27 protein-coding genes are annotated in these 22,077 nt (G+C 56.0%); 11 read left to right on the forward strand and 16 right to left on the reverse strand.

Annotation, left to right across the window (positions count from 1 at the left end):
- Positions 1-8: 8 nt before the first annotated feature.
- Both IPI01_15495 and IPI01_15500 read right to left on the reverse strand, forming a co-directional pair.
- A complete protein-coding gene (locus tag IPI01_15495; GenBank protein ID MBK7259173.1) occupies positions 9-374 on the reverse strand; it encodes a VOC family protein in 366 nt (121 codons plus the stop codon).
- Between the two features lie 166 nt (positions 375-540).
- Positions 541-1,053 (reverse strand): VOC family protein, encoded by a 513-nt coding sequence (locus tag IPI01_15500; GenBank protein MBK7259174.1) that lies wholly within the window; start codon positions 1,051-1,053, stop codon positions 541-543.
- 628 nt (positions 1,054-1,681) lie between these two features.
- Here IPI01_15500 and IPI01_15505 point away from each other — a divergent pair.
- A complete protein-coding gene (locus tag IPI01_15505) occupies positions 1,682-2,158 on the forward strand; it encodes a hypothetical protein (GenBank protein ID MBK7259175.1) in 477 nt (158 codons plus the stop codon).
- 122 nt (positions 2,159-2,280) lie between these two features.
- Here IPI01_15505 and IPI01_15510 read toward each other — a convergent pair whose 3' ends face one another.
- The 9 genes from IPI01_15510 to IPI01_15550 form a co-directional block, all read right to left on the reverse strand.
- Complete coding sequence (locus IPI01_15510) at positions 2,281-2,502, reverse strand: hypothetical protein (protein ID MBK7259176.1); 222 nt, start codon at positions 2,500-2,502, stop codon at positions 2,281-2,283.
- Between the two features lie 64 nt (positions 2,503-2,566).
- Positions 2,567-3,184: a YiiX family permuted papain-like enzyme gene (locus IPI01_15515; GenBank protein MBK7259177.1), complete on the reverse strand. Its 618-nt coding sequence runs from the start codon at positions 3,182-3,184 to the stop codon at positions 2,567-2,569.
- 239 nt (positions 3,185-3,423) lie between these two features.
- Positions 3,424-3,930: a hypothetical protein gene (locus tag IPI01_15520; GenBank protein MBK7259178.1), complete on the reverse strand. Its 507-nt coding sequence runs from the start codon at positions 3,928-3,930 to the stop codon at positions 3,424-3,426.
- 305 nt (positions 3,931-4,235) lie between these two features.
- A complete protein-coding gene (locus IPI01_15525; protein MBK7259179.1) occupies positions 4,236-4,889 on the reverse strand; it encodes a DNA alkylation repair protein in 654 nt (217 codons plus the stop codon).
- 265 nt (positions 4,890-5,154) lie between these two features.
- Positions 5,155-5,601, reverse strand: coding sequence for a GyrI-like domain-containing protein (locus IPI01_15530; protein MBK7259180.1), 447 nt, complete (start codon positions 5,599-5,601; stop codon positions 5,155-5,157).
- Positions 5,602-6,023: 422 nt separating this feature from the next.
- On the reverse strand, positions 6,024-7,964 hold the full coding sequence (locus tag IPI01_15535) for a hypothetical protein (GenBank protein MBK7259181.1): 1,941 nt from the start codon (positions 7,962-7,964) through the stop codon (positions 6,024-6,026).
- 619 nt (positions 7,965-8,583) lie between these two features.
- On the reverse strand, positions 8,584-9,600 hold the full coding sequence (locus IPI01_15540; GenBank protein ID MBK7259182.1) for a DUF1593 domain-containing protein: 1,017 nt from the start codon (positions 9,598-9,600) through the stop codon (positions 8,584-8,586).
- A gap of 399 nt (positions 9,601-9,999) precedes the next feature.
- Complete coding sequence (locus IPI01_15545) at positions 10,000-10,563, reverse strand: dihydrofolate reductase family protein (GenBank protein ID MBK7259183.1); 564 nt, start codon at positions 10,561-10,563, stop codon at positions 10,000-10,002.
- A gap of 1,121 nt (positions 10,564-11,684) precedes the next feature.
- Positions 11,685-12,278: a hypothetical protein gene (locus IPI01_15550; GenBank protein ID MBK7259184.1), complete on the reverse strand. Its 594-nt coding sequence runs from the start codon at positions 12,276-12,278 to the stop codon at positions 11,685-11,687.
- Between the two features lie 231 nt (positions 12,279-12,509).
- Between IPI01_15550 and IPI01_15555 the strand changes: the two genes are divergently transcribed.
- The 4 genes from IPI01_15555 to IPI01_15570 all read left to right on the forward strand — a co-directional run bounded on the left by IPI01_15555 (position 12,510) and on the right by IPI01_15570 (position 13,861).
- Positions 12,510-12,800 (forward strand): type II toxin-antitoxin system Phd/YefM family antitoxin, encoded by a 291-nt coding sequence (locus tag IPI01_15555; protein ID MBK7259185.1) that lies wholly within the window; start codon positions 12,510-12,512, stop codon positions 12,798-12,800.
- Positions 12,787-13,113 (forward strand): type II toxin-antitoxin system RelE/ParE family toxin, encoded by a 327-nt coding sequence (locus IPI01_15560; protein MBK7259186.1) that lies wholly within the window; start codon positions 12,787-12,789, stop codon positions 13,111-13,113. Before IPI01_15555 ends, IPI01_15560 begins: the two co-directional genes overlap by 14 nt.
- 186 nt (positions 13,114-13,299) lie before the next feature.
- Positions 13,300-13,572, forward strand: coding sequence for a toxin (locus IPI01_15565; GenBank protein MBK7259187.1), 273 nt, complete (start codon positions 13,300-13,302; stop codon positions 13,570-13,572).
- Positions 13,562-13,861, forward strand: coding sequence for a hypothetical protein (locus IPI01_15570; protein ID MBK7259188.1), 300 nt, complete (start codon positions 13,562-13,564; stop codon positions 13,859-13,861). Before IPI01_15565 ends, IPI01_15570 begins: the two co-directional genes overlap by 11 nt.
- A gap of 201 nt (positions 13,862-14,062) precedes the next feature.
- On the opposite strand, the gene IPI01_15575 is transcribed toward IPI01_15570, so the two are convergent.
- The gene (locus tag IPI01_15575) at positions 14,063-14,830 is read right to left on the reverse strand and encodes a hypothetical protein (protein ID MBK7259189.1); all 768 of its coding nucleotides are present in this window, start codon (positions 14,828-14,830) and stop codon (positions 14,063-14,065) included.
- A 1,145-nt stretch (positions 14,831-15,975) separates the two neighbouring features.
- Between IPI01_15575 and IPI01_15580 the strand changes: the two genes are divergently transcribed.
- The 3 genes from IPI01_15580 to IPI01_15590 all read left to right on the forward strand — a co-directional run bounded on the left by IPI01_15580 (position 15,976) and on the right by IPI01_15590 (position 17,053).
- A complete protein-coding gene (locus IPI01_15580) occupies positions 15,976-16,326 on the forward strand; it encodes a type II toxin-antitoxin system RelE/ParE family toxin (GenBank protein ID MBK7259190.1) in 351 nt (116 codons plus the stop codon).
- On the forward strand, positions 16,323-16,601 hold the full coding sequence (locus IPI01_15585) for a helix-turn-helix transcriptional regulator (protein MBK7259191.1): 279 nt from the start codon (positions 16,323-16,325) through the stop codon (positions 16,599-16,601). The genes IPI01_15580 and IPI01_15585 overlap by 4 nt, the downstream gene beginning before the upstream one ends.
- 170 nt (positions 16,602-16,771) lie before the next feature.
- The gene (locus tag IPI01_15590; protein ID MBK7259192.1) at positions 16,772-17,053 is read left to right on the forward strand and encodes a DUF4160 domain-containing protein; all 282 of its coding nucleotides are present in this window, start codon (positions 16,772-16,774) and stop codon (positions 17,051-17,053) included.
- Here IPI01_15590 and IPI01_15595 read toward each other — a convergent pair.
- From IPI01_15595 to IPI01_15610, 4 genes are all read right to left on the reverse strand, one after another.
- Positions 17,018-17,566: an ATP-binding protein gene (locus tag IPI01_15595; GenBank protein ID MBK7259193.1), complete on the reverse strand. Its 549-nt coding sequence runs from the start codon at positions 17,564-17,566 to the stop codon at positions 17,018-17,020. The genes IPI01_15590 and IPI01_15595 overlap by 36 nt on opposite strands.
- A gap of 536 nt (positions 17,567-18,102) precedes the next feature.
- On the reverse strand, positions 18,103-18,261 hold the full coding sequence (locus tag IPI01_15600) for a hypothetical protein (protein ID MBK7259194.1): 159 nt from the start codon (positions 18,259-18,261) through the stop codon (positions 18,103-18,105).
- A gap of 446 nt (positions 18,262-18,707) precedes the next feature.
- Positions 18,708-18,875 carry a transposase gene (locus tag IPI01_15605; protein MBK7259195.1) on the reverse strand — a complete coding sequence of 56 codons (168 nt, stop codon included), beginning with the start codon at positions 18,873-18,875 and terminating at the stop codon, positions 18,708-18,710.
- Positions 18,876-19,099: 224 nt separating this feature from the next.
- Positions 19,100-19,264, reverse strand: coding sequence for a hypothetical protein (locus IPI01_15610; protein MBK7259196.1), 165 nt, complete (start codon positions 19,262-19,264; stop codon positions 19,100-19,102).
- Between the two features lie 514 nt (positions 19,265-19,778).
- Between IPI01_15610 and IPI01_15615 the strand changes: the two genes are divergently transcribed.
- The 3 genes from IPI01_15615 (at position 19,779) to IPI01_15625 (ending at position 21,972) form a co-directional block, all read left to right on the forward strand.
- Positions 19,779-20,024 (forward strand): DUF2442 domain-containing protein, encoded by a 246-nt coding sequence (locus IPI01_15615; protein MBK7259197.1) that lies wholly within the window; start codon positions 19,779-19,781, stop codon positions 20,022-20,024.
- Between the two features lie 1,296 nt (positions 20,025-21,320).
- Positions 21,321-21,656, forward strand: coding sequence for a type II toxin-antitoxin system RelE/ParE family toxin (locus tag IPI01_15620; protein MBK7259198.1), 336 nt, complete (start codon positions 21,321-21,323; stop codon positions 21,654-21,656).
- Between the two features lie 4 nt (positions 21,657-21,660).
- Positions 21,661-21,972, forward strand: a complete 312-nt coding sequence (locus IPI01_15625; GenBank protein ID MBK7259199.1) for a helix-turn-helix domain-containing protein — start codon at positions 21,661-21,663, stop codon at positions 21,970-21,972.
- Positions 21,973-22,077 lie beyond the last annotated feature (105 nt).

Below are 22,077 nucleotides of genomic sequence, written 5' to 3' on the forward strand. Positions count from 1 at the left end.
TGGCTCCATCACTGACCTGCCGGTGGCTCCCAGAGTTCCACCTTGTTCCCATCGGGGTCCATGACCCAGGCGAACTTTCCGTACTCCGACTCATCGATCTTGTCGAGTACGTTACATCCTTCGGCCTTAAGGGCCTTCACCAGGGCATGCAGATCGGCCACACGATAATTGATCATGAACGGCGCAGTACCGGGAGCAAAGGAATTGCTTTTTGCGTCGCCGATCGTCCATATCGTGGTTCCCCCGGTCGGCGTGCCCTCCGGATCCGTCCAACTGAAAGCGGTTCCTCCCCACTCCTGAACGTCGATCCCGAGGTGATCTTTGTACCAGGCCCCGGAGACGGGATCGGGAGAATGGAAGAAGATCCCACCTATGCCGGTGACTCACGTTCCCCTCCCCCTGCGAAGGGGAGAGGGACAACCGCTCTGGGTGAGCCGTGGAGCAGATCACCCGGGCACACGCGTATCATTTCCCGGAGATGCTTCCCCGACCATCCCCCTCACCATGTGACGTGTACCGACCTTCCATCGGACTCGCGGCTCAGAGTCCCTTCCGCCCCGTGCGGTCTGCGCCACGGCGCGCCGCCTCGATCGCGGCAATGTCGATATTGCGCATGGTCATCATCGCTTCGAACGCGCGTTTCGCCGCAGCGGGATCGGGGTCGGTGATCGCCTGGGTCAGGGCCAACGGCGTGATCTGCCATGAGAGTCCCCATCTGTCTTTGCACCACCCGCAGGCGCTCTCCTGCCCGCCATTGGCAACGATCGCATGCCAGTAGCGGTCCGTTTCGGCCTGGTCCACAGTTGCCACTTGAAACGAAAAAGCTTCGCTGTGTTTGAATGCAGGCCCTCCGTTAAGGCCGAGACATGGAATGCCCAGCACGGTGAATTCAACCGTCAACACATCCCCCTCTTTTCCTGATGGAAAGTCCCCCGGTGCCCGATGCACAGCATCGACGGATGAATCGGGGAAGGTAGCAGCGTAGAACCGTGCAGCATCCTCCGCGCCCCCATCGTACCAGAGGCACACCGTGTTCTTTGCCGTCTTCTTCATAACGCCGCTCCCTTGAGATAGGCTCATTTCCTGGAGTACGACAACAGTACCAGGCGTTCCTTCGTAGCGTGAATGGCAGAGATGAACGAATTCCAGCTGACCAGCCCAATACCTTGAACATAGCGGACGGAGGAGTCCGTTCCCGATGTTCGGATCATCTCGCTCTCCATTCTCTCCCACGAGTCAGCGGTCCGTGTCGGCGGTTGCACGGCGGTTGCTCGAGGGCCCATCTCAGCCTCGCTGTGAACGACATGCAAACCCCCCGTGACCCTGGGGCCGCGACGATCAACGACCCACTTCCGTATTGCGAAAGTGCAGCCGCTGAGCGAAGTGTTGCGGAATAGCACGGATTCCGTTACTTTGCTTCATGATCCAACATACTCATTTTCCGGGAGAGAATTCCACGACATTCTGCCAGGGTCACGTGCCGGCAACCCGCCTGCCACATTCAGCGGATCCGATAGAGCGCGCGAAACGCATCTGGCATGCGTCATACCACCCGGAACTCAATGCTACATTGGGGAACAATACTAAGGATTTCTCACCTGAATTTCTCCGCACGTGCCGGCTTTCAACCGCCTGACGTTCGATCGAAGCAAGAACCGACGACAACCACAAGGAGACCGTGATGCCAGCACTTCGTACCACCTTCGTGATGCTATGCCTTGTTCTTGGCGCATCCCTGTGCCGCGCTCAACAGGTGGCAGACCCGGAGAAGCCTGCATACGATCCCGCTCTGGCGAAAGCCGTAGGCGCGGACGAACGTGGCATGAGGGGCTATGTCCTGGTGGTTCTGAAGACCGGACCGAACCGCGTGCCCGCAGGCCCGGATCGAGACGAGATGTTCAAGGGCCACTTTGCCAACATGAAGCGTCTCTCCGCGGAAGGCAAACTCGTCCTCGCCGGCCCGTTCGATGGTGTTGATGGGTGGAGGGGACTTTTTATTTTTGCTTCGACCGATATCGAGGAAGCCAGGCAACTTATCGCGACAGACCCTGTCGTAGCCAGGGGCGAAATGGTGCCTGAGTTTCATCAGTACTATGGAACCGCAGCGTTGATGCTCATGCGTGACCTGCACGACAAGATCACGGAGAAGCCGATGTGATCCACCGTGCTGCGGGCACACTCGGCGCCGGGTTCAGCCACAGCACAGATCGCGGGCCTTCCTCTGCATGAGCAAAGTGCCGATCCCGAAACTCCTGACGCTGGGTCGGGTGCACTCTCTTGTTACGCTGCCGCCTCCGCTGCCTCCTGTGGAGATCCTTTGAACCTGTCGATCACGACCACAATGGCATACAGGGCAAACGCCATCGAGAGTGCAAGGAAGGTCCACAGCGCGAGATCACCGACAGTGAGTGCAATGTGGAAGAGATCGCCCCTGAGGTAGAGCACGAGAAGAGGCGCGATGACGGTGACGAGTATTCCGGCAGTGATCAGCAGATGGTTCATGTGTATGGTGGCAACCCCGCCGCCATCGGCGCACCATCAGGCGCGCCTGTGGCCGGGGGGGCGATCAGTGTATGGTTTGGACCGTCCTGAGCAACGTGGAATCGAAAATGTCTGCTGGCGAGACCACGGTCCCTTCAAGAGGCACATGATCTCCATATCTCTGCTTCATTTTCTCCCGCACGATCGGCGCCGACAGATCGAAATCCCGCAATTGTCGTAACTTCCCCACTCGAATCCCCAGCGCCCTGTCGAAGAGCTTCCAAACTAATTCCGAACAATAGATGGTGGAGTCACTCCATCCAAACGTCAGATCATAGTGCTTCCCTTCAAACATCGGAACAAGGTTGTGGATCTTCGCCAGGCCCTGCGTATCAAGCACGCTGTCCGCGCCATGGAGACGCTTGATCACGCAGTGCCCGTTTTCACCTCGCGCGATCCACTTTTCCAATGCGGTGAAACGCACCGGTTCGACGGCTTCGAAGACACAAGGTGACCCATTCCGGAATAGGACGATGCCAACGTGAGTGTATCGGGACTTTGTCGCCGACTGAATAGCCGGACCTTGCCCGGTATGGAGGACCTGGAAGACGATATCTCCCTCGTGGACAGCCGGAACCTGGGAGAGGAGTTCAGGCCGTACGGAGAGAAGCAGGAGAATCAAAAGTCCAGAATATCGTGACATGTTCATGTTGGAACCCCTTAACGGTTCACGGCTCATCCCGAATTGACGCTACGTACCGATGTCCTCTATGCCGCTGCGAAATCGAGGATCCCGCTTCACGGGACCAGCGCCGCGACACGACTGGTGAAGGTGACAACCTCAACCAACACAAAAAATGGTGAAGGTCAATACCCGGTTGTTCTTTCCACGGCGCCGGGTCGTAGATCCCGCCGCCGTCTGGCGGGGGGGGCGGCCGTTGATCAGGGGGTGGGTGCCTCCGGCCATTCTGCGTCCGGACGTCTTGGATCGGCCTGGTGCCTCCCGAGTACTGCTCTCGAAATGTCCGCATAGATGAAGTTCTCGGGGGCCACCGGGCTCCCGAAGAGACGCCGCAGAAGCGACAACTGACCGATGTGAGTCATGACATCGGAGAACGGACCCTGCAACAGTTGGAGTTCTGAGATCTCTCTCAGTGGCGTTCCGACCTCGAGCAGCCTGGATACGTCTTCCAATACGTCGTGAAAGCGATCGATCTCAGCATCGGGGCTGGCAAGTGCTTCCGGCCAATAGGTCCCACCTATCATGTATGTCCGGGCGTATCCCATCACACTCGTCATGTGCCGAAGGAGCTCACCCGGAGTTCTCACCTTGTTTCCAGCCGAAAAGTGCCAGAATTCTGGTGGCGCTGCACGAATAGCTTTCTGTGCATGATATGCGATCGATGCCAGAAAGTGCCTCAACACCTCTCGCTCTGATATGTTCGTCATGGTGATTCCCTTCTGCACAGAATTGGGCCCGCCCCCTGATGGTCGCGGCTCATCCCATCCCGCCCGGAGTGAGCGAGCCCGCGAAGCGGGTGAGGCGAACTCCGTAGGCGGGACGAGGATTCCGCACGGCGGGACCTGCGCTGTAAAACGACTGCCGTTTTAGAATCGCTTTTCTGTTCTTCTATCCGACAATCCTCAGATGACGAAGTGCCCAACCCCATTGCCCCTGGCACCGCGGCAGGTCAAAGATCCCGCCGTCTTAGGGGCGGTGTGCAGCCGCTTGTGAGGGCGCACCACTGCCCTACTCATCGTGCACGGGGGTTCTTCAAGCCTGTGCGAATCTTGTTTTGTACCTCGCGCAGGACTCGCGGAGCCAACTGCTGAGAATAGTGATCGAGGAATGTCCTCACCGCGAGTGTATCGCGCTTACTCAATTCGCGTAGCGCCCACGATAGCGCCTTGACCACCATATCATGGCGGTCTCGAACAACCAACCTACAAATGCCCAATGTGCGCTTCGCATCGCCCTCGCCGCCACGCGCACGGTTGTTCAGCGGCACAGTGCTCACTACTGCGACCCGTCTCCACCAATGATCCTCTGACCGGGTCCAGCCCTGGATTACACGGGTTGGGAGATTGCCGTCCCGCCAGGCTGGACCAGCCACGTAAGAAGCAAAGCAATCCACCTCGCCCCAACTGCGAATCCCCCTTCCGAGGGCGACGACATCCTTTGGTCGTAATGCTTGCGAGGCGTCGCGATGATGAGCAAGCACTTCATATGCGAATAGTCGCTCCCATACACCCAAGGATACCAATTGCCGGGACATACTGATGACCGATCGTCCGGTTGATGTCTTGAGCCTTTTCGACCACTCACGACGCACGAGACGGAAGGATGGAGCATTCTTTGTAGGCATGCTCGCAAGGGAACTTTGTATTTCGGGAATGAGCGTCTTCATGTACCCCGGATTATGCGGCCTAACGGCTCGCTGCTCGTCCCGTCCCGCCCGGAGGTAGCGAACCTGCGAAGCGGGTGAGGCTAACTCCGTAGACGGGACGAGGATCCTTCACAGCGGGACCAGCACCGCGAAACGACTGCTGAATTTGAAAACCTCAACCAACACTACAAATGAATAGGGCAGATACCCCGGTGCCCCCGACGCGGCGTCAGGTCAAAGATCCCGCCGTCTTAGGGGCGGGGTGCAGCCGCTTGGGCAGCGGCTGCTATAGAGTTATTGGACAATAGAGTGCGAATATCATTTCGTTCGGATCAGGATGGCCCCTGGTCACCTGCTCAAGTGCCTGATGATATCCGAGTGTGTACTTGTGATCAATACACCATGCATACAAGGATTGCCAGCATTGAAGCATGTTGGACGCACCAACGCATTCGACAACGGCATAATCTCCCCCGTGGAATTCGACGATGCGACTATCGCCTTGAGGCTCCTCCCCACCGATAACCTGCACCCATATCTCATAGCCGTATTTCGCGGAATCGGGAATTGGATTCGGATTGTTGAAACCATAGACAATGGCCCCTCCGGGGTCAAGGTGTTGTTGTCGACACCACGCGTCACATTTCATTTGTGCTATTTCCTCGGGCTGATTCCCGTAGCCATAGAAGCTGATGAATATCCCCGGTTCGATCTTTCGTATGGCGACGTCCATGGAGGTCTCCAAGGTTGTGGCGTGTGATTCCGCGGCCCAGGATCGCGGCTCATCCCGATTTGGCGCGACGTAGCGTTGTACGCTAAGTCGTTGCCAAATCGAGGATCCCGCTCCGCGGGACCTGCGCCACGAAACAACTGTTGTTTGGGAAACGCTTTTGTTTGCCGCTAGCCGAGCACCTCAGTGTAACGAAATGTCCAACCCCTATGCACCCGACGCAGCCTCAGGTCAAAGATCCCGCCGTCTTAGGGGCGGGGTGCAGCCGCTTGCAGCCGCTGGTTAGGGGGCCTGCATAAGGAATAAGTCGTCGAATGGGACACTAATTCCCATTCTGCCATCGTTCGATCGTGTATTGCTCATGAGCCTATTCAAGATAGACACGATATGCATTCCTGGTCACTCACCAATAGGCAAGTGCATTGTCATGGCTTTACCATTTCCAGGAAGCGCGTTGCGGATATGGATTCAACTCTCATCCTATCCGTTACCCGAACGGCGAGCGTGTATTTCCCGGGCTTCACCTTTTCCAGATTGATCGTGTAGAATTCGTTGACATTTTGCATCCTGCCGGTCTTTTCCTTGCTATGGATGGGTATGCCCTCATCCCAACCCTTATCGCCTGCTCGGATAAGGCGGCATTCCGCGGTGTACGAAGTGGTACCGTCACCATCCGGTATCAGATCATAGATCTGGAAGTAGATGTAGAATGGCTCATTCAACAATTGCGTCGCGAAAGGGCTCTGTATCACTTTCACCCCATCGATCTCCAACGCCCCCCGTTGCGGTGAGCGACGTAACAGCTGGACAGAACTCATGGAAAGTCCAGGCTTCGAATAGTTCTCGACTCGCAACGCTTGCTTCCATGCCCCCAGGATATTCCCCGTCAGTGACCTCAGGTGCATGGACACTGCATAGCGGTCGGGCGGGACCGTATACCGGATCAGATCCACCAACGCGCCCGTCCGTCCCTTTCCCACGCCAACGACAACCGTATCCAATTGAGCCACACACTGCTGGTTGCGCGAGTTGACCATGGAAAATCCGATCTCCACAGGCAGGGCGTGCATGGTGTCGGGCACGAGATGGGACAGTGTTGTGATGGGAATGGCGTAGGAGATATCGAGCAATGAGCCGCCATCGGTTCCCCGGAACATGTCGATCGCGTGGGGGAACTGTACAATGGAGACCTGCTTGTCCCAGGTTTGCCTGTCCGTCGCGAGTGCGCGATCGACCGTTGCGCGTGTTTCAACTTTGAGCTCATTCTCGAATGTGGCGCGGGTTGCCGGCTGTCGCCGATCGTAGAGTTCCTCATACCGTCTGTCCCATGCTACAAGCTTGAGGATCATAGGGTCAAAATCCGGACACGGGGTAAGTCTCCATCCGTTCCCTGCGGCATTATGCTTCTGGAAATGGAAGATCATACGAGGTGCATCACCCACTGCATCGTAGAGCCAGGATTCGTAATCTTCCTTTGCTGAATGCAGATAGCGAGACATGACTTCGGATGCAAAGGCCTGATTTTCCTTCTTATCAACAATCTTGTTGATATCGGTCGGGTCGAGGAGGATCTTATCGACCCGCTCTCTGTGATCATCATCATCGAACGGTGTATAATTGTGCCTCACAATGTCATTCGGTTCTCCCTGTCGAAGATAGACCAAGCCCATGTCATTGAATGCTTCATTCAGAGAAAAGGCCCGGGGGAAGACAAGCTCATGAACTCTGTCCGGGTTGGAGAACCAGGTGCGAAGGCCGGCAAACTCGTACTTCTTCTCAGCAATGAGAGAGCGCCGGATATGTTCGAGAAGCCGGGGGTTCGACTTGGATGCCGGCAACGGATTCCTGAATTGCCAGAACGATTGGAAGAACTCTTGTTGTGTAGCAATGGTATGGAGACCGCGATACCAATCCAACTCAGCGTCTGACATGATGTATTTAATGTCATCAAAGAGAACTTCAGCTCCCACATCGCTGGAGATTCCTTCAACAGCCATCATGTATTCCGATTCTGCGTTGGCATAGTCTCCTCTCGTGTAGCACATTCTCGCGCGGGCGAGGCGAATTGCTTCTTGAGGTACTCCATCGACAACACCAAGCAGCGAAGTGAAAACTGAATCCGCAGAACTGAGCCGCCCATCACGGCGCATGGCCTCTCCCTCAAAGAACCGGAAGGACGCGCCTAAGTACCCTTTGCTCCAGGAGAGGAACTCCTCGGACGATTGCACAATGAGGTAGTGACGAAGAAGCCGAAAAAGGCCGATCTGCGCAGCTCTGCTCCTGGGCGTGAGCATCAGCTGTCGTTGAGCTAATTCCAGCGCGCGAACCCGGTTGTCTTGATTTCGTTCAAGAAGGGCATACTGCATCAATGCATCTTCGTACGTTGAATCTCGACGCAATATCCATTCAAAATGACCCTTGGGCTCTTTTCCAGTGGAAGTTCTGCTGCACGGACCCGATCTCACGTTCAGCGATGGCAGCCAGATAGTGACATGAGAGGTTGGTGCTGTCGATGCCGAGGCCACTCTGCGCGAGATCCAGAGCCTTTTGCCAGTCATGATCCACAACCGCAGTTCTTCCCAATTGAACTAACGTATCGAGAGTCTGTGAGGAATCAGCGGTACGGGTAGTGCTCGACGCCACCTGTCCTACGGCACTCCCCAAGTCCATCGGCGACCATTCGGCCACCCCACAACAGGCATACGATGTGTGCGCAGAAATGCCGGCCTCACCCCAGACCATTCACCATTGCGATAAGTAGCACTAACACGGTATTGCAGAAGATAGTGTGACGGTTATCCAATTTGTCGGGCATGATATGCTTGCGCCTTAAGCTCGAAGTTCTATGCCGTGGCATGCTGGCCCACCTGGCGACCCAAGCTCTACGACCGGGCTCGCGGGAGGTGTGGATTGCAACCGGAGCGCGATGGCCGGGTTCGCTGCAGCGCTTGGTGAGGCCACAAAGATATTCGTGCCGTGCTGCACTCATGGCAACATCCAGTCCGCCCGCCGGGCGAAATCTGCCTGAACTTCGACGCGCCACTTCGAGACGTTCTTCCCGCCACCTGGCGCATCGAACCAGTGGATGTTGGACAGGTTCTTGCGCACGAACCGGCCGCCCCAACCCGGCTGGTCGGGTTTCTCTGGATCGTTCAGTCCACGCACGGCGCTGACCAGATGCAGGAAGGATGGCGTGTCGCCTTCCCAAGTGCCCGGCACCTTCGGGTCCCAACCGCTCTGCGGATAGGCGGCCCCCAGCGGCCCGTGTCCCTCGCGAATGTGCGCGTTCACCCATGCCAGGTCCGCAACGGCCTTGTCCGCGTCGGAGCTAACCCAGAACATCCCCATGTAGTTCTTCTCGGAGAGGATGATGAACAGGTTCGGAAAGTTCTCCAGCAGCCAGTCGGTCGTCGCGTCCTGCGTGGCGATCAGAAAAAGACGCAACTTGCCGAGGAACTGTTCTACTTCTGCCGGGGTGCGCGTGGCCCGCACCTTCCAGATGGCTTGGGCGATCTCGCACGAACCGCCCCACACGCAAATCCAGACTGGTCGCGGATCCGGTCGATCCACAATGCGGATGATCGCGTCTGAAGCCTCGCTGTCCTTGCCTTCGCCGAGGATGTGATCGATTGGCAGGGTCTTCGTGCCCACTGCGGGCGCACCCCATGTGCCGTCGCGCCCCTGCCACGTGGTGGACCGCAGCTTCTCCGCCGTGGGATACCGGGCATCGTGCCGGCGCAGGTTCTCGTCCACTTCATCGTACCGGTTCAGCATGTCCACGATGTTCTGTTTCCTTGCCACGTTCGCGAACGTGCCCGCCGAAGCGATCAACCCCTCGACTTCGAACTCATTCGTATACAGGAGAAAGCGGACCATCGACTGAACATCATCCGGGTCGCTGCACTTCTCCGGCGGATCGCCCTTCTTCACGCCTTTCACGGGAATGACGTCCAGCGGCGGAAAATCTGTCGAGATGATGACCCGCGGCTGCGGGGTCTTCACTGCGTCAGGCGTCGCTTTCGGAGTCGCCTCCTGTGCCCATAGTGCGTTGGCATGCAAGAGGGAAAGAAGTATTACGAGGCAGATTTCCATTGGTGCCTATACGAATTATGGTTGTGACGGCGCGCGCAGTGGATTAACGGCTCGCGGCTCATCCCGTCCCGCCCGGAGTTCGCGAATCCGCGAAGCGGGTGAGGCTAACTCCGTAGGCGGGACGAGGATCCCGCTCCGCGGGACCTGCGCCGCAAACGACTGCTGAATTTAAAACGTTAGCCAACACTATGTAATGATGAAGGTCAATACCCCGATGCCCGCGGCGCGGCGTCAGGTCAAAGATCCCGCCGTCTTAGGGGCGGGGTGCAGCCCCTGGTTAGGCCGCACTGAGCTGCACCTTGAACGCTCCTACCGGTGATTGCGATCCGTCGAGTCGCGGGATCGGTCAGGAGCGTAGGTCAACCTGATAACATCATCGTCAATTCGGTCATGAGTCATGAGGTGGAGCGACGGCCTGGGGCCGGCGAAATATGGTTTGCCGTGACCAAGCACAACGGGGTGCAGGTAGATTCGATACTCATCGATCAGACAAAGGTCGGTGAGGTTGCGCGCCAAGTCCGGGCCAGCAATCTCGATCTCCCCGTCGTGCTGGTCCTTCAACTTGCGAATAGCTCCCTCAAGATCCTGCTCAACAAGCCTGGCATTGGGGCCGACCGACTTCAACGAGCGGGAGACGACCCATTTCGGCTGAGCCCGCCACGCTACCGCAAAGGCGAGTTCATCTGCGTTCCATTCAGGATGATCATCGTCCCAGTACCGCATGATCTCATACATCTGGCGACCGTAAACGCTTCCCGCCTGCATCTGAGCCTCCTTGATGAAATGGCGGAAGAGCGTGGGGCTTGGTGAAAACGCTGTATGGTCGACATAGCCGTCCAGGGATTGGTTCATTCCGAATACGAGGTTCGCCATGTCACTCCTTTCCCTCGCGTCGCACATCCGTGCGGCTGCGAGCATCGTTGATGACTGAAACTGTGCAAATTGTACGGCCTATCGGATCGCGGCTCATCCCGATTTGGCGCGACGTAGCGTTGTACGCTAAGTCGCTGCCAAATCGCGGATCCCGCTCCGCGGGACCTGCGCCGCAGAACGCCTGTTGAATTGAAAATGTCAGCTAACACCATAAATGATTAAGGTCAATACCCCGATGCACGCGGCGCGGCGTCAGGTATAGCCGCTGGTTAGGCGGTTGCAGAAGGCAACTGTTTGATGTTGAGCGAGACAAGCACTCTCTCAGCCTCTTGCACTTCTGAGCACGGCACCATTACTTTGATCTCGTTCACGATGTGCCCATCGTAGTCTCCTGCGGCTGCGTACAGCGCGGAAACGAATCGCGCTCCACCTTTCGGCTGCCGGCGGCAGTACAGTACCGGGTGCAGACCCGACTGCTCAAGACACGACTGTGCGTATTGTGCCGCCACATCATCAAGACCACCGTATATACGGACCATCCCCTCGCATATCTCGTAGCTATCATGATGTGCGCAAAGGAAGTGGCCCACAACCACACCTCCGCATTCGTCGCAGAATGGCAGGGCACAGATGATGCAGACGCCCGACGCCGGAAGCTGAGGGTGTTGGCTGCATCGTATCCCATCTGTAAACAACTCTCCACAATGCGGGCAGAAGTCGTCCTCTGCTTTGGCCCTATTGCTACACCGGGAACACATCAACTGATCATCATCTTCAGTAGACATGTGAGTCCTCTTATGAGATTTGTGGCAACCGCCTAACGGCATGCGGCTCATCCCGATTTGGCGCGACGTAGCGTTGTACGCTAAGTCGCTGCCAAATCGCGGATCCCGCTCCGCGGGACCTGCGCCGCGAAACGACTGCTGAATTTGAAAACCTCAACCAACACTATAAATGACTAAGGTCGATACCCCAGTGCCCGTGGCGCGGCCTCAGGTGCAGCCGCTGGTTAGGCAGCAACACACCGCGAGACGGCTTGGAACATTCTCGTGGACACCTCCATTTGCCGCCGCGCAACTGCAGGAGCGTAACGCACGTGGCCCCGTCCACGTGTCATTCTATCACTTGGATGTGGGAACTGGATCTGATGGGTCAATTGAAGGCGTCTTTCGCATCCCTGCCAACTGTCGGGCGGCTGAAGATACTCCTGCGATCGCAACGCCCACCATGAACATGGAGGCCGAACATATCGCCAACACAATCAGAAAGATGGCAAGGGCCACGTAACGGCCCATCTGGATAATATACCCGGTGCGCAGGTGTAGATAGAGCTTGCCGTGAACCCCACGACGAGCAGCCCTATATCCCAAGAGATTGCCCAAATGAGTAGTAATCACAATGAAGTAGAGTCCCCACACGTACCCGATCAACAGAACACGGAAGCCTTCTGGGATCCAGACCAGAGATAAAGCTACGATGACACTGAGAATTGCCGCCGGAATAATATGCCTACGATCGATGACTCGTCGGGCCAAAACCGCCTTTTGATACAGAGGGTTGCCTTCAATCGTGTTGATCGGATAACTTTCATAGTGCTCAGAGTAGTGCAATTGTCGCTCACGTTCCTGGCCGATGGTTAGCAGCCAGTCGGTCCACATCAGAAGGAATGTGACGACCCCGGTTACCCAGGGTTGGGCTGCAAACCATTCAATCATCGCGATCTCTCAGTGGTGGAAATGTTCATTGTGTTGCTGCCTAACGGATCGCGGCTCACCTGCGCCGCGAAACGAATGTGTAATTGCAAGCAACCAACATCTATAACAGATTCCGGTCACGACCCCGATGCCCCCGACGCGGCGTCAGGTGCAGCCGCTGGTTAGGCCGCGGACGACTTGACATTGACCACAATACAGTCCATATTATAGTCAATGACATTTGAGGCATCTATGAAACTGAGCACCGCCGTAAAGCCCATCAGTTATCTGAAGGCTCACGCCTCCGAACTGATTCGCGACATCACCAATACACGCCAAACGCTGGTTATCACTCACAACGGCGAAGCCAAGGTGGTCGTCCAGGACATTCGCTCCTATGAGCGTATGCAGGAGACTCTCGCACTGCTGAAGATCCTCACGAGGAGCAAGCAAAACATCCAGCGTGGGAAGGCAAAGTCTATGGACGATGTCTTCATGTCACTTGACCAGCGCATCGCTGCATTCAAGAATGAAAACGTATAACGTCATCTTCGATCAGGATGCCGAAGATGACATCTTCGACATCTACGCGTTTGTCGCGATGAATGATTCTGTAGAGCGAGCCGACAAGTTGCTGGACGCCCTACGGCAGACCTGTCTCAGGCTTCGGAAATTTCCCCCTCGGGGGAACACGGTCTCTGAGCTATTCGACATTGGAGTCCTGGAATTCCGAGAACTGCACTACAAACCCTACCGCATCATCTATTCCTTCGAATCAACAACGGTCTACGTCCATTGTATTCTCGATGGGCGGCGGGACATCCAGGACCTCCTGCAGGAACGACTCCTGCGCTAGGCTCACGCACCCTAACGACTCGCGGCTCACCCGCGCCGCGAAACGAATGCTGATTTTGAAAACCTCAACCAACACTATGAAAGACTAAGGTCAATACCCCGGTGCCCGTGGCGCGGCGTCAGGTGCAGCCGCTGGTTAGGGGGCATGGACTATTGACATTGTCTACTGATTGTGATAGTTTTCCCAATGGACCTTACCTGGGATCCGGCCAAAGAACGTAAGCTGCGAAAAGAGCGTGGAATCGAATTGCGCGAAATCGCCGATTTGATTCTCGATCGCAAGTACCTTGACATTCTGCAGAATCCGAGCCGACTGTCCCAGTACATCTTCATCCTGCCCTATCACGGCTATACACACGTTGTGCCTTTTGTCATCGGCAGAGATGAATCGATTGTGCTCAAGACCGCGTTCCCTAGCCGTAAGTTCCATCAATCCTATGGGAAATCCAATGAAGACTAAGCTTGATGCATCCGAAAAAGCCATTGAGCGTTCTGCCTCTTCATATCGCCCGGTGCCGCCAAAGGACCGTAAGCGCATTGAGACAATTCTGACCAGATCGAAGAAGAGCCGGAATATCAATATCCGTATTTCTGAACTGACTCTGGCAGAACTCAAGAAACTGGCTGAGCGAGAAGGTCTGCCGTATCAGACTCTCGTATCAAGCATTCTCCACAAGTACGTGACCAACCGCCTTGTGGATGAAGATGCTGTAGAGAAGTCGTTGCGATTCCTACGAGCCAACGAATAGGGCAATCGTACTCAGGCCCCTCTTCCCCCCCCCAATCCGGCTCCCCGCTGTTCCATGCCCCCTAACGGATCGCGGCTCACCTGCGCCGCGAAACGACTGCTGAATTGGAAACGTCAACCAACACTATAAATGACTAAGGTCGATACCCCGAGCCCGTTGCGCGGCGTCAGGTGCAGCCGCTGGTTAGGCAAAAACCTCCCTTCAAAATCCTTCCCACCTAGAAAAGCCGATAATGTTCTGGTTTGCGTCAGCCCACCAAGATGGTCGCTGTTCAGTGGATGGACTCCAAATTCCAATCAGCACAGGTTCACCACGAACGTATCGGAAGTAGAAATACGGTCGGCCAAGGAAACCATCCTCTAGAAAGACGTACGAATGCTCACCATTTTTCAGACCCGGGAACAAAGGGAAGTCCATCTCCGAGACCCATCCAATTGCGTTTTGGTAAGCGTCTACAATGCCAGGAAGCGTGCGGTAGATTTCCGACAGCCTAATCGGATTGTAGGGCTCATCAAACCCCAGTACTCCATATCTCTGCGCGCCAAGGAAAGATTGAATCGTGTCAGGCCGAAGGGAAGGATCCAATGAATTCCATCCCGTGTACACCCCAGCTTCGACCTGCTTTGCTGAAATTGAATCGAAACGCACGATAATCTCGCCAATCACCCAAGGGGCAAAGAACTTGGTAGCGAGGACCTTCGCGATTGCAGGGTAGATGTTCACGGAATCGGAATACTTATGCCGCAAATACTTCAGGCTGTACATCACTCTCTGTTTGGTTGAATCGCTGGCCAGGAGTTTTCCCTCGAACCATAAAGCGAACTGTGCTCCCTCAGTAGAATCCTCACGCGTATATGCGAAATTCAGCGAGCCACCTTCGGGCGAAGGTGCGACTGGTTGGTTCTTGGTACACCCTAAACAGCAAGCAATCAACAGAAACGAGAAATGGCTCGACGTCCTCAATCTCACGAGTTCCCTCCCCGAGGTTTTTGCCTAACGGATCGCGGCTCACCTGCGCCGCGAAACGACTGCTGAATGTGAAAACCTCAACCAACACTATAAATGACTAAGGTCAATACCCCGGTGTCCGTGGCGCGGCGTCAGGTGCAGCCGCTGGTTAGGCAGCATCCATATTACGCTAGAGTCGCCTATCAACCCAAAATGACATGGTTCCATTGGACAGATAGTAGGGGTGCCACGGCCTCCCGAAGAAACGGCCACTCATGACCGCATTTGTATCCCAATTCTGGATCTTCAATATGCCTGCGCGAATCGTGTCCGCCCTGGTGCCGGGGTAGTCTGAAATCGCCACGCCCCAAACCGCGATGACGCTAGGCAGATGACCCCCACGGCCGTGAAGTAACTTGACGTGATGCTCGTACATCTCATCGCCCGTGGAGTAGCGCCGCCATACATGAACCGTGTCTTCATGAACTTCTGCGTTCCAAGCACAATGCCGACCTTGCCAGTCAATAATGCTTGAGTCCTTGGGCGTGAGGACGGGGGTTATATCGTACGGTTTCACGATGACCGAAAGCGTGTCACTTTGTTCCGTAACTCGAAATGTCGATGACACTGCCGTTTGACGATCAATGGGGACAGACACAGGCCCCGATCTAGCACCAAAGGGGACCACAACACTCAGGGTGCCCGCACTTTCACAGTCCACGTACAATGCTTCGTGCACGCCTGGGAAGAAGATACTGTACCGCCAGGATGGATGGAAGCGAGCACAGGTGAAATTGATTGTTGCGCCAATATTCCCGGAATCGGGTTGGACGGAGACTGACAAGTTGCCCCTCTTTGGGTCGGTTCCCCGTTCGACTGTGGTTACCTCACCAGCGTCATGCTCGAAGCATCCAGGAGCAATGGTGAGGCCCGCGACAGCGAAGCAGACTGTTACAATTCTAGTATTCATAGGGATGCTACCTAACGGATCGCGGCTCACCTGCGCCGCGAAACGACTGCTGATTTTGAAAACCTCAACCAGCACTATAGATGACAAAGGTCGATACCCCGATGCCCGAGGCGCGGCGTCAGGTGCAGCCGCTGGTTAGGCGGGCGCTCTGTCTTGACGACTTGACAACGGTTCACAAATACGTTAACTTCTTCTCATGAGGACCATCGAATTCTACCGGACGGAGGGCGGCAAATGCCCCGTCGAGGAATTCCTCGACTCGCTTTCTGACAAGCACACCCAGAAGGTCACCTGGGTCCTGCGTCTGGTCGAGCGCATGGACCGTGTACCGGAGCAATATCTCAAAAAGCTGGTTGGCACTGACCATCTCTGGGAGATCCGGGCTCAAATAGCTGGGAATAGCTATCGTTTGCTTGGATTCTTTGATGGACCCGTCCTGATGGTATTAACGTCGGGCTTCTCAAAAAAGCAACAGAAGACGCCACAGCGTGAGATTCAACTAGCCGAAGCACGACGATTGAACTATCTACAGAGAAAGAAACCATGAGCGACGTCGAGAAATACATTGTTCGCCGAAAGGCAAAGAGCACAAGGTTCGCTAAGGACTTTGAAGAAGGCTATCGCGCCTTCGAATTCAGCGTCATGCTTCGCAAGGCCCGCGAAGATGCCGGTGTCACTCAGGAAACCATTGCACGGAAGCTCCGGACGAAGAAATCCGCTATTTCCCGGATTGAGAATCATGCTGAAGACATCCGTCTCTCTACCCTCGAAAAGTACGCCAACGCCCTCGGACGCAAGCTCCGAGTGCAGCTCACCGACTAGTTCGCCCGCCTAACGGATCGCGGCTCACCTGCGCCGCGAAACGAATGTGAATTGCAAGCAACCAAAACCTATAACAGACCCGGTCACGACCCCGATGCCCGTGGCGCGGCGTCAGGTGCAGCCGCTGGTTAGGCGGTTGCGGATAATCCGGAATTCCGGTACTTTGCTCCATGCCGGAGATTAGCCGATTTCTCGGAATAGTCATTGCGATCTTCTATCGGGATCACGTCCCGCCGCACTTTCATGCGAAATACGGCGAATTTGAAATCACGGTAGGAATCGAAACTGGCATTGTCTCGGGCCAATTGTCAAGGGCCCATGATTCCCAGTATCGGGGTCAGACCATTCCCCACCCTTTGGTTGCGTGGGTGGTGGATCATTCAGTCACTGTTTTGTCAAGTGTAGCGCATCGCCTTTCAGTCCCTTTTTCTCGCGGTAGGATTCGCCTTTGAAGAACGATCTGATGAGCGTTGGGCCAATCGGTCCATGACGGCATTGGCCATCACCTTGTCGGGGAAGACAGCGAGCCAGTCTTCCAGGGAGCGGTTGCTGGTCAGGATCGTTGATGCTGAACCATAGCGGTTGTCGACGATCGTGTAGACCCACTCGGCAGAACGGGCATCGAGTTTTCGCATGGCGAACTCATCGATGACAAGGAGATCGCACCGGGAGAGACTCTTGAGAAGCCGCTCGGTCGATGCCGTGAGATCAGCCTTGGTGAGCGACTCTCGATCAGTGCGGGGAACTTGAAGAACTCCACGGTGAGGAAGCGTCGGCAGGCAGCGTGTGAGAGCGCTAAGCCAGATGAGTCTTCCCCCGTCCCCGGTGGGACCGAGGAAGAAGACATTCTCCGCTCGCTGGATGAAGCGGCACGTGCCCAGTTCCCGGATCAACGCGCGCCGGGGTATGGGCTGCAAAAGAAAAATCAAAGCTCTCAAGTGTTTGGCCCGCATCGAGGTGAGCATGCTTGATAAGCCGGTCGAGTTTTCTGTTGCGTCGTGCTTCGATCTCGTCGGCGAGTAGCATGGTCAGGAGTTCGGCCAGCGACATTTGACTCTGGGCGGCCTCCATGAGGGCGGAGTTCCAGCGTGTCGGGAGCCATCGGAGAGCTTCAGTGCCCCAGGTTGTCCGGTGAGATCGGCAGGGGCAGCGAGCAAGAGCTGATCAGCCATTGGCCACCTCCCCGTCCGTGTGCACGGCTGCGGAAGTAGTCGGCCGATCGCGAAGCTCTCCGTCGTCTTGGGACGGCGGCCAGGCCTTCCGAGACGCGTCCTCCTGCTGTTCTTTGCGGACGGACTCCAGCATGTGCCGGAACAGATGGGTGTTGATCGGTTTGTCTGAGTGCAAGAGCGCGCTTGGCTGCGTGCTCGACGACATCGACGCTGTATCCCGCCAGCCACATCGCGCAGCCCCAGCGCAGCGCATTAGGAGAAGCCAGGCAGCGCTGAGCAGGTCGGTGACGAGCTGCTCGAAACACCACCGGCTTCCCGGGCGGTCGCGATCAGCCACCGCGGCGTCTTCTCGAAGAGCGAACTGCACGGTCGCCAGAGAAGTCCTCACGGTCAGTGTAGGTGGTCTGTCCGGCGATGAGGGCCGTGATCTTGATCAGGTCATGGTTGCGATAGACCTTGGCTTGCTTCGGCGTGATCATCACCTGCACGGTTTTGTTCCAAATATATTCGGTCGGCAGCGAGATGCGGTGGCCGGGGCACGAGATGTAGTGATCCGGATGTCACCACACGGCTTCGGCCCAGCGGGCGATGGTATACGGCGCCGTGGGTAGAGCGATGAGTGCCTGCTCTTCGCATGTGCCCGGAAGCGCTGGAAGGCGGCTCACCGGTCGTGCCGTGCTTGCGCGTGCCACTCCGGAGAAGCCACGAGCAGGCCGAGCGGTTGAGATCGCCGAAGTGTGCCTGACGGATGTTCGGCAACGAGCATCCTGTAGAGTTCGCGTACCGTCTGCACATCGCGCTCGACTTTGCCCTTGTCCTTCGGGGACGCCGTGCGGCAGGGATCGATATGGGTGTGGTAGTGGTCAGCAAAATCGGCATAGGAGCGGTTCAGTACCGGATCGTAGATGTGGCTTCCAAGCCCCGGTCTTCCAGGTTATCGATCCGTGAGGACCTTGGTCACGCCGCCGAACCATGCGGCCGTATCCACATGACTCTGCGTGAAGCTCGCCTGGTCCTGCGTGAAGACGAACTGGATGAACTTGTGTCGGCTGTAGCCGAGCGTTGCGATGAAGGCGTAGACAACGCGGCGGCGCTTCTCCATCGGGTCCCAGAGGAGACCCACCTTGGCGTAGTCGATCTGGGTCTGCTCACCCGGTCTGGTCTCGATGTACGGCAGGTCGTGCGGCGGGCCTTCACCGAGAGTCCCCGCGGGCCCGGGCAGCGTTTGAAGCTGGAAAGTAGCTGACCTTGCCCCCCAGCTCGTGGCGCCGGGCGATCACAACCGGAAGGCGGTCTTTGGCTTGAGCGGATGTTCGCCGTCGCCGATCAGAGCCGGAGGATCTCTTCGATGTGTGGCTCCAGAAGCATCTGGCCGGTGGCCTTGGCGTGGATCCTCCGGCTTGCCGCTTCCTGGAGCCGGGGCAGGATCTCTTCCTTGCGTTCGGGGAGAAAATCCTCCCGGTTCAGTCCCAGCGTCCGCGCCCGGGTCAATGTAACCGCGGATCGTCTTGCGGTCAGCCAACAGCAGCAGCGATGGCGGTCAAGGGCTGCATGTCAGCCCAGCGTCGAAAGATCTCCCATATCGTCACAGTCTGCACCTCTTTGTCGAGGCCATAGGCGCGCTTTTGCCTTTCTGAAGTTGTGAACCGTGGAAATGTCGCATCTGTCATGAAAGCAAGCTACGACCTGAAGTGAATAGAATGCAACACAGGGGTAGGGGGAATGACCCGACCCTGATCCACTGGGAATCAAGTGACCTAAGCAGAATGGGGAATCATCTGACCCTGAGACTGGGGAATCATGTGCCCTAACAATGGGGAATCAAGTGACCCTGAAGCTCTCTGCACTGGGGAATATACGTGGTCCTCGACTAGCCAATTCCCTAGCAGGGCGTTGGCACATGTTCTCGAGTGGCAGAGTCTTCACAAAGACGAGCTACTCGATAATTGGAGACTTGCTGAAGAACGAAAGCCGTTGAAGCAAGTTCCTCCGCTGGAGTAATCCTATGATACCGAGAATCATTGAAGCACGCCACGTGCAGGACTATACCATTTGGATCCGATTTAGTGATGGATCAGATGGCCAGGTCGACCTGAAGGACGAACTCTGGGGTCCTGTCTTTGAACCACTCAAGGATCCAGTGGCATTCCGCAAATTCCAAGTCCACCCGGAACTCCATACGATCGTATGGGAGAACGGCGCTGACTTCTCGCCCGAATTTCTCCGCAAAGCTCTGCACGCAACCGCCTAACGGTCGCGCCTTACCTGCGCCGCGAAACGACTGCTGAATTTGAAAACCTCAACCAACACTACAAATGACTAAGGCCAATACCCCGGTGCCCGTGGCGCCATACGTCAGAGTGCAGCCGCTGGTTAAGCGCATCGACGGCGCCATCACTAAAGCAGTATCATTTTGCTTTGAAACCTGTCCACTCGGCCACTGCAGACGAAGCAAATATAGACACCACTTACGAAATCGCGGGCCCCAAAGATGATCTCATGGGCGGGATCTTTCGCTCCGAGACCAGAGATGATATTTTGCGCCCGGACATCGAACACCGAGACGTCAACGGTGACACGAGTGTGATAACTGGTTATTGAATCTTCGTCGTCGGATTGAATGGATTTGGAGGAAGTTCTGAGAAGGACAATTTGTTGCAGAGGTTTCCCCTCCCCACAGCGGTTTCTCGACATCTCGTGAGGAAATCAGATCTATGGCCAAGTGCATCGATCCGCGAGACAACCCGCCGCCCGAGGTGCTGTTGCGACGCTAGTACAGACCCAAGCCCCGAGAGAACCAGAAAGTATCGTCCCCTACGCCGAATGTGCACGGTGGCAGCCAGTGTACAACAATCAGGAATTTGAAGTGTCAGCATACCTTAATACCGGTTGATTGAGGATAAATAGTAGTTCATGACAGGAAATGGCCGGGCGAAACACTCCCCGAGATTGACAATTTCGTTGCCTTCCCGTGGTATTCTCGCGCAACTCCCGGGTCCGTCGAGTCCTGCCGCCAATAGAGGCTGTCCCGAAAACCGGAGTCATGGTATCGATGAAGTAGGCGATATGACTGATGAACATGCCACGAGCACGTTGTATCATCAATCTGGATTGGAGTCAAGAACTGTATACTGGACCAGACCTGAATCGAAGTCCAAGCCAGAAGTCCCCGACTCTACCAAAGAGGTAGACCGCTGGTAGCTGTACTGATAGTGTAGGGCGCGTCAAGCGGAAAGATCTCTGTTTCGCAATGCGCGATCTCGCTAATGGACAGCACAGATGATAGCGCCTACGAAGAACAACATCGTTCGACTCTTCATGAATTCCCCTAGGGCAAGGCCCCACACAGATGCTGCCCTAACGGATCGCGGCTCACCTGCGCCGCGAAACGACTGCTGAATTGAAAACGTCAACCAACACTACAAATGACTAGGTCAATACCCCGGGCCCGTGGCGCGGCGTCAGGTGCAGCCGCTGGTTAGGGCGCCCCTTCCGCCCTAAAGGTCACCACTTGACAGTATGTCAGGATTGACATATATTGATCCTGATGTCACCAACAGACAAACCGGTGGTTTGGCTGCATGGAGAGGTTAAGACTCCTCCCCTCTCATCTGCGGCCCGGATTGAAGCCGGCTTTTTGCTGAGAAGGCTACAGCAAAAGGAACGGCTCAGCATGCCGTGGTCTCGGCCGATGCCTTCAATCGGGCAAAGATGTCATGAACTGAGAATCAATGATCAAGAATGCACCTGGAGGATCATTTATCGAATTGACGATGATGCCGTCGTGATCCTCGAGGTATTTCAGAAACAGACGCAGAAGACACCACAATCGGTCATTGATGCGTGCAAACGCCGCATCCGACTGTACGACACCAAAAGGTAACATGATGAACAAGGCAAAACAAAAGAGACTCGAAAAGCTTGGCTGGAAGGTCGGGTCTGCCGATGAGTTTCTTGAACTCAACCCTCAGGAATCTGCGTACGTCGAACTCAAGCTCTCACTGAGCCGCACACTTCAGGAGCGCCGACGCCGCAAAAGACTCACACAAGAACAGCTCGCCCGTCTCATTAAATCCAGTCAGTCACGAGTTGCCAAGATGGAGGCTGGAGATCCGACCGTTTCCATCGACCTCCTCGTCCGCTCTCTCTTGGCGCTTGGGGCCCCTTCCAAATCGCTCGCCCGGTCCCTCTCCATCTAGTCCTTCAAGGGGTGGCACCCTAACGGATCGCGGCTCACCTGCGCCGCGAAACGACTGCTGAGTTTGAAAACCTCAACCAACACTATAAATGACTAAGGTCAATAC

Source organism: Ignavibacteriota bacterium, assembly GCA_016707525.1.
Classification (GTDB): Bacteria; Bacteroidota; Ignavibacteria; order UBA10030; family UBA6906; genus JAGDMK01.

Coding starts and splice junctions, on each gene's coding strand:
- IPI01_15565 (MBK7259187.1), top strand. CDS start 13,300: ATGGACCTTACCTGGGATCCGGCCAAAGAACGTAAGCTGCGAAAAGAG.
- IPI01_15525 (MBK7259179.1), bottom strand. CDS start 4,889: ATGAAGACGCTCATTCCCGAAATACAAAGTTCCCTTGCGAGCATGCCT.
- IPI01_15620 (MBK7259198.1), top strand. CDS start 21,321: ATGTCACCAACAGACAAACCGGTGGTTTGGCTGCATGGAGAGGTTAAG.
- IPI01_15535 (MBK7259181.1), bottom strand. CDS start 7,964: ATGCAGTATGCCCTTCTTGAACGAAATCAAGACAACCGGGTTCGCGCG.
- IPI01_15615 (MBK7259197.1), top strand. CDS start 19,779: ATGATACCGAGAATCATTGAAGCACGCCACGTGCAGGACTATACCATT.
- IPI01_15520 (MBK7259178.1), bottom strand. CDS start 3,930: ATGACGAACATATCAGAGCGAGAGGTGTTGAGGCACTTTCTGGCATCG.
- IPI01_15585 (MBK7259191.1), top strand. CDS start 16,323: ATGAGCGACGTCGAGAAATACATTGTTCGCCGAAAGGCAAAGAGCACA.
- IPI01_15505 (MBK7259175.1), top strand. CDS start 1,682: ATGCCAGCACTTCGTACCACCTTCGTGATGCTATGCCTTGTTCTTGGC.
- IPI01_15545 (MBK7259183.1), bottom strand. CDS start 10,563: ATGGCGAACCTCGTATTCGGAATGAACCAATCCCTGGACGGCTATGTC.
- IPI01_15500 (MBK7259174.1), bottom strand. CDS start 1,053: ATGAAGAAGACGGCAAAGAACACGGTGTGCCTCTGGTACGATGGGGGC.
- IPI01_15570 (MBK7259188.1), top strand. CDS start 13,562: ATGAAGACTAAGCTTGATGCATCCGAAAAAGCCATTGAGCGTTCTGCC.
- IPI01_15530 (MBK7259180.1), bottom strand. CDS start 5,601: ATGGACGTCGCCATACGAAAGATCGAACCGGGGATATTCATCAGCTTC.
- IPI01_15555 (MBK7259185.1), top strand. CDS start 12,510: ATGAAACTGAGCACCGCCGTAAAGCCCATCAGTTATCTGAAGGCTCAC.
- IPI01_15580 (MBK7259190.1), top strand. CDS start 15,976: ATGAGGACCATCGAATTCTACCGGACGGAGGGCGGCAAATGCCCCGTC.
- IPI01_15590 (MBK7259192.1), top strand. CDS start 16,772: ATGCCGGAGATTAGCCGATTTCTCGGAATAGTCATTGCGATCTTCTAT.
- IPI01_15595 (MBK7259193.1), bottom strand. CDS start 17,566: ATGCTCACCTCGATGCGGGCCAAACACTTGAGAGCTTTGATTTTTCTT.
- IPI01_15510 (MBK7259176.1), bottom strand. CDS start 2,502: ATGAACCATCTGCTGATCACTGCCGGAATACTCGTCACCGTCATCGCG.
- IPI01_15625 (MBK7259199.1), top strand. CDS start 21,661: ATGAACAAGGCAAAACAAAAGAGACTCGAAAAGCTTGGCTGGAAGGTC.
- IPI01_15550 (MBK7259184.1), bottom strand. CDS start 12,278: ATGATTGAATGGTTTGCAGCCCAACCCTGGGTAACCGGGGTCGTCACA.
- IPI01_15605 (MBK7259195.1), bottom strand. CDS start 18,875: ATGGAGAAGCGCCGCCGCGTTGTCTACGCCTTCATCGCAACGCTCGGC.
- IPI01_15560 (MBK7259186.1), top strand. CDS start 12,787: ATGAAAACGTATAACGTCATCTTCGATCAGGATGCCGAAGATGACATC.
- IPI01_15515 (MBK7259177.1), bottom strand. CDS start 3,184: ATGTCACGATATTCTGGACTTTTGATTCTCCTGCTTCTCTCCGTACGG.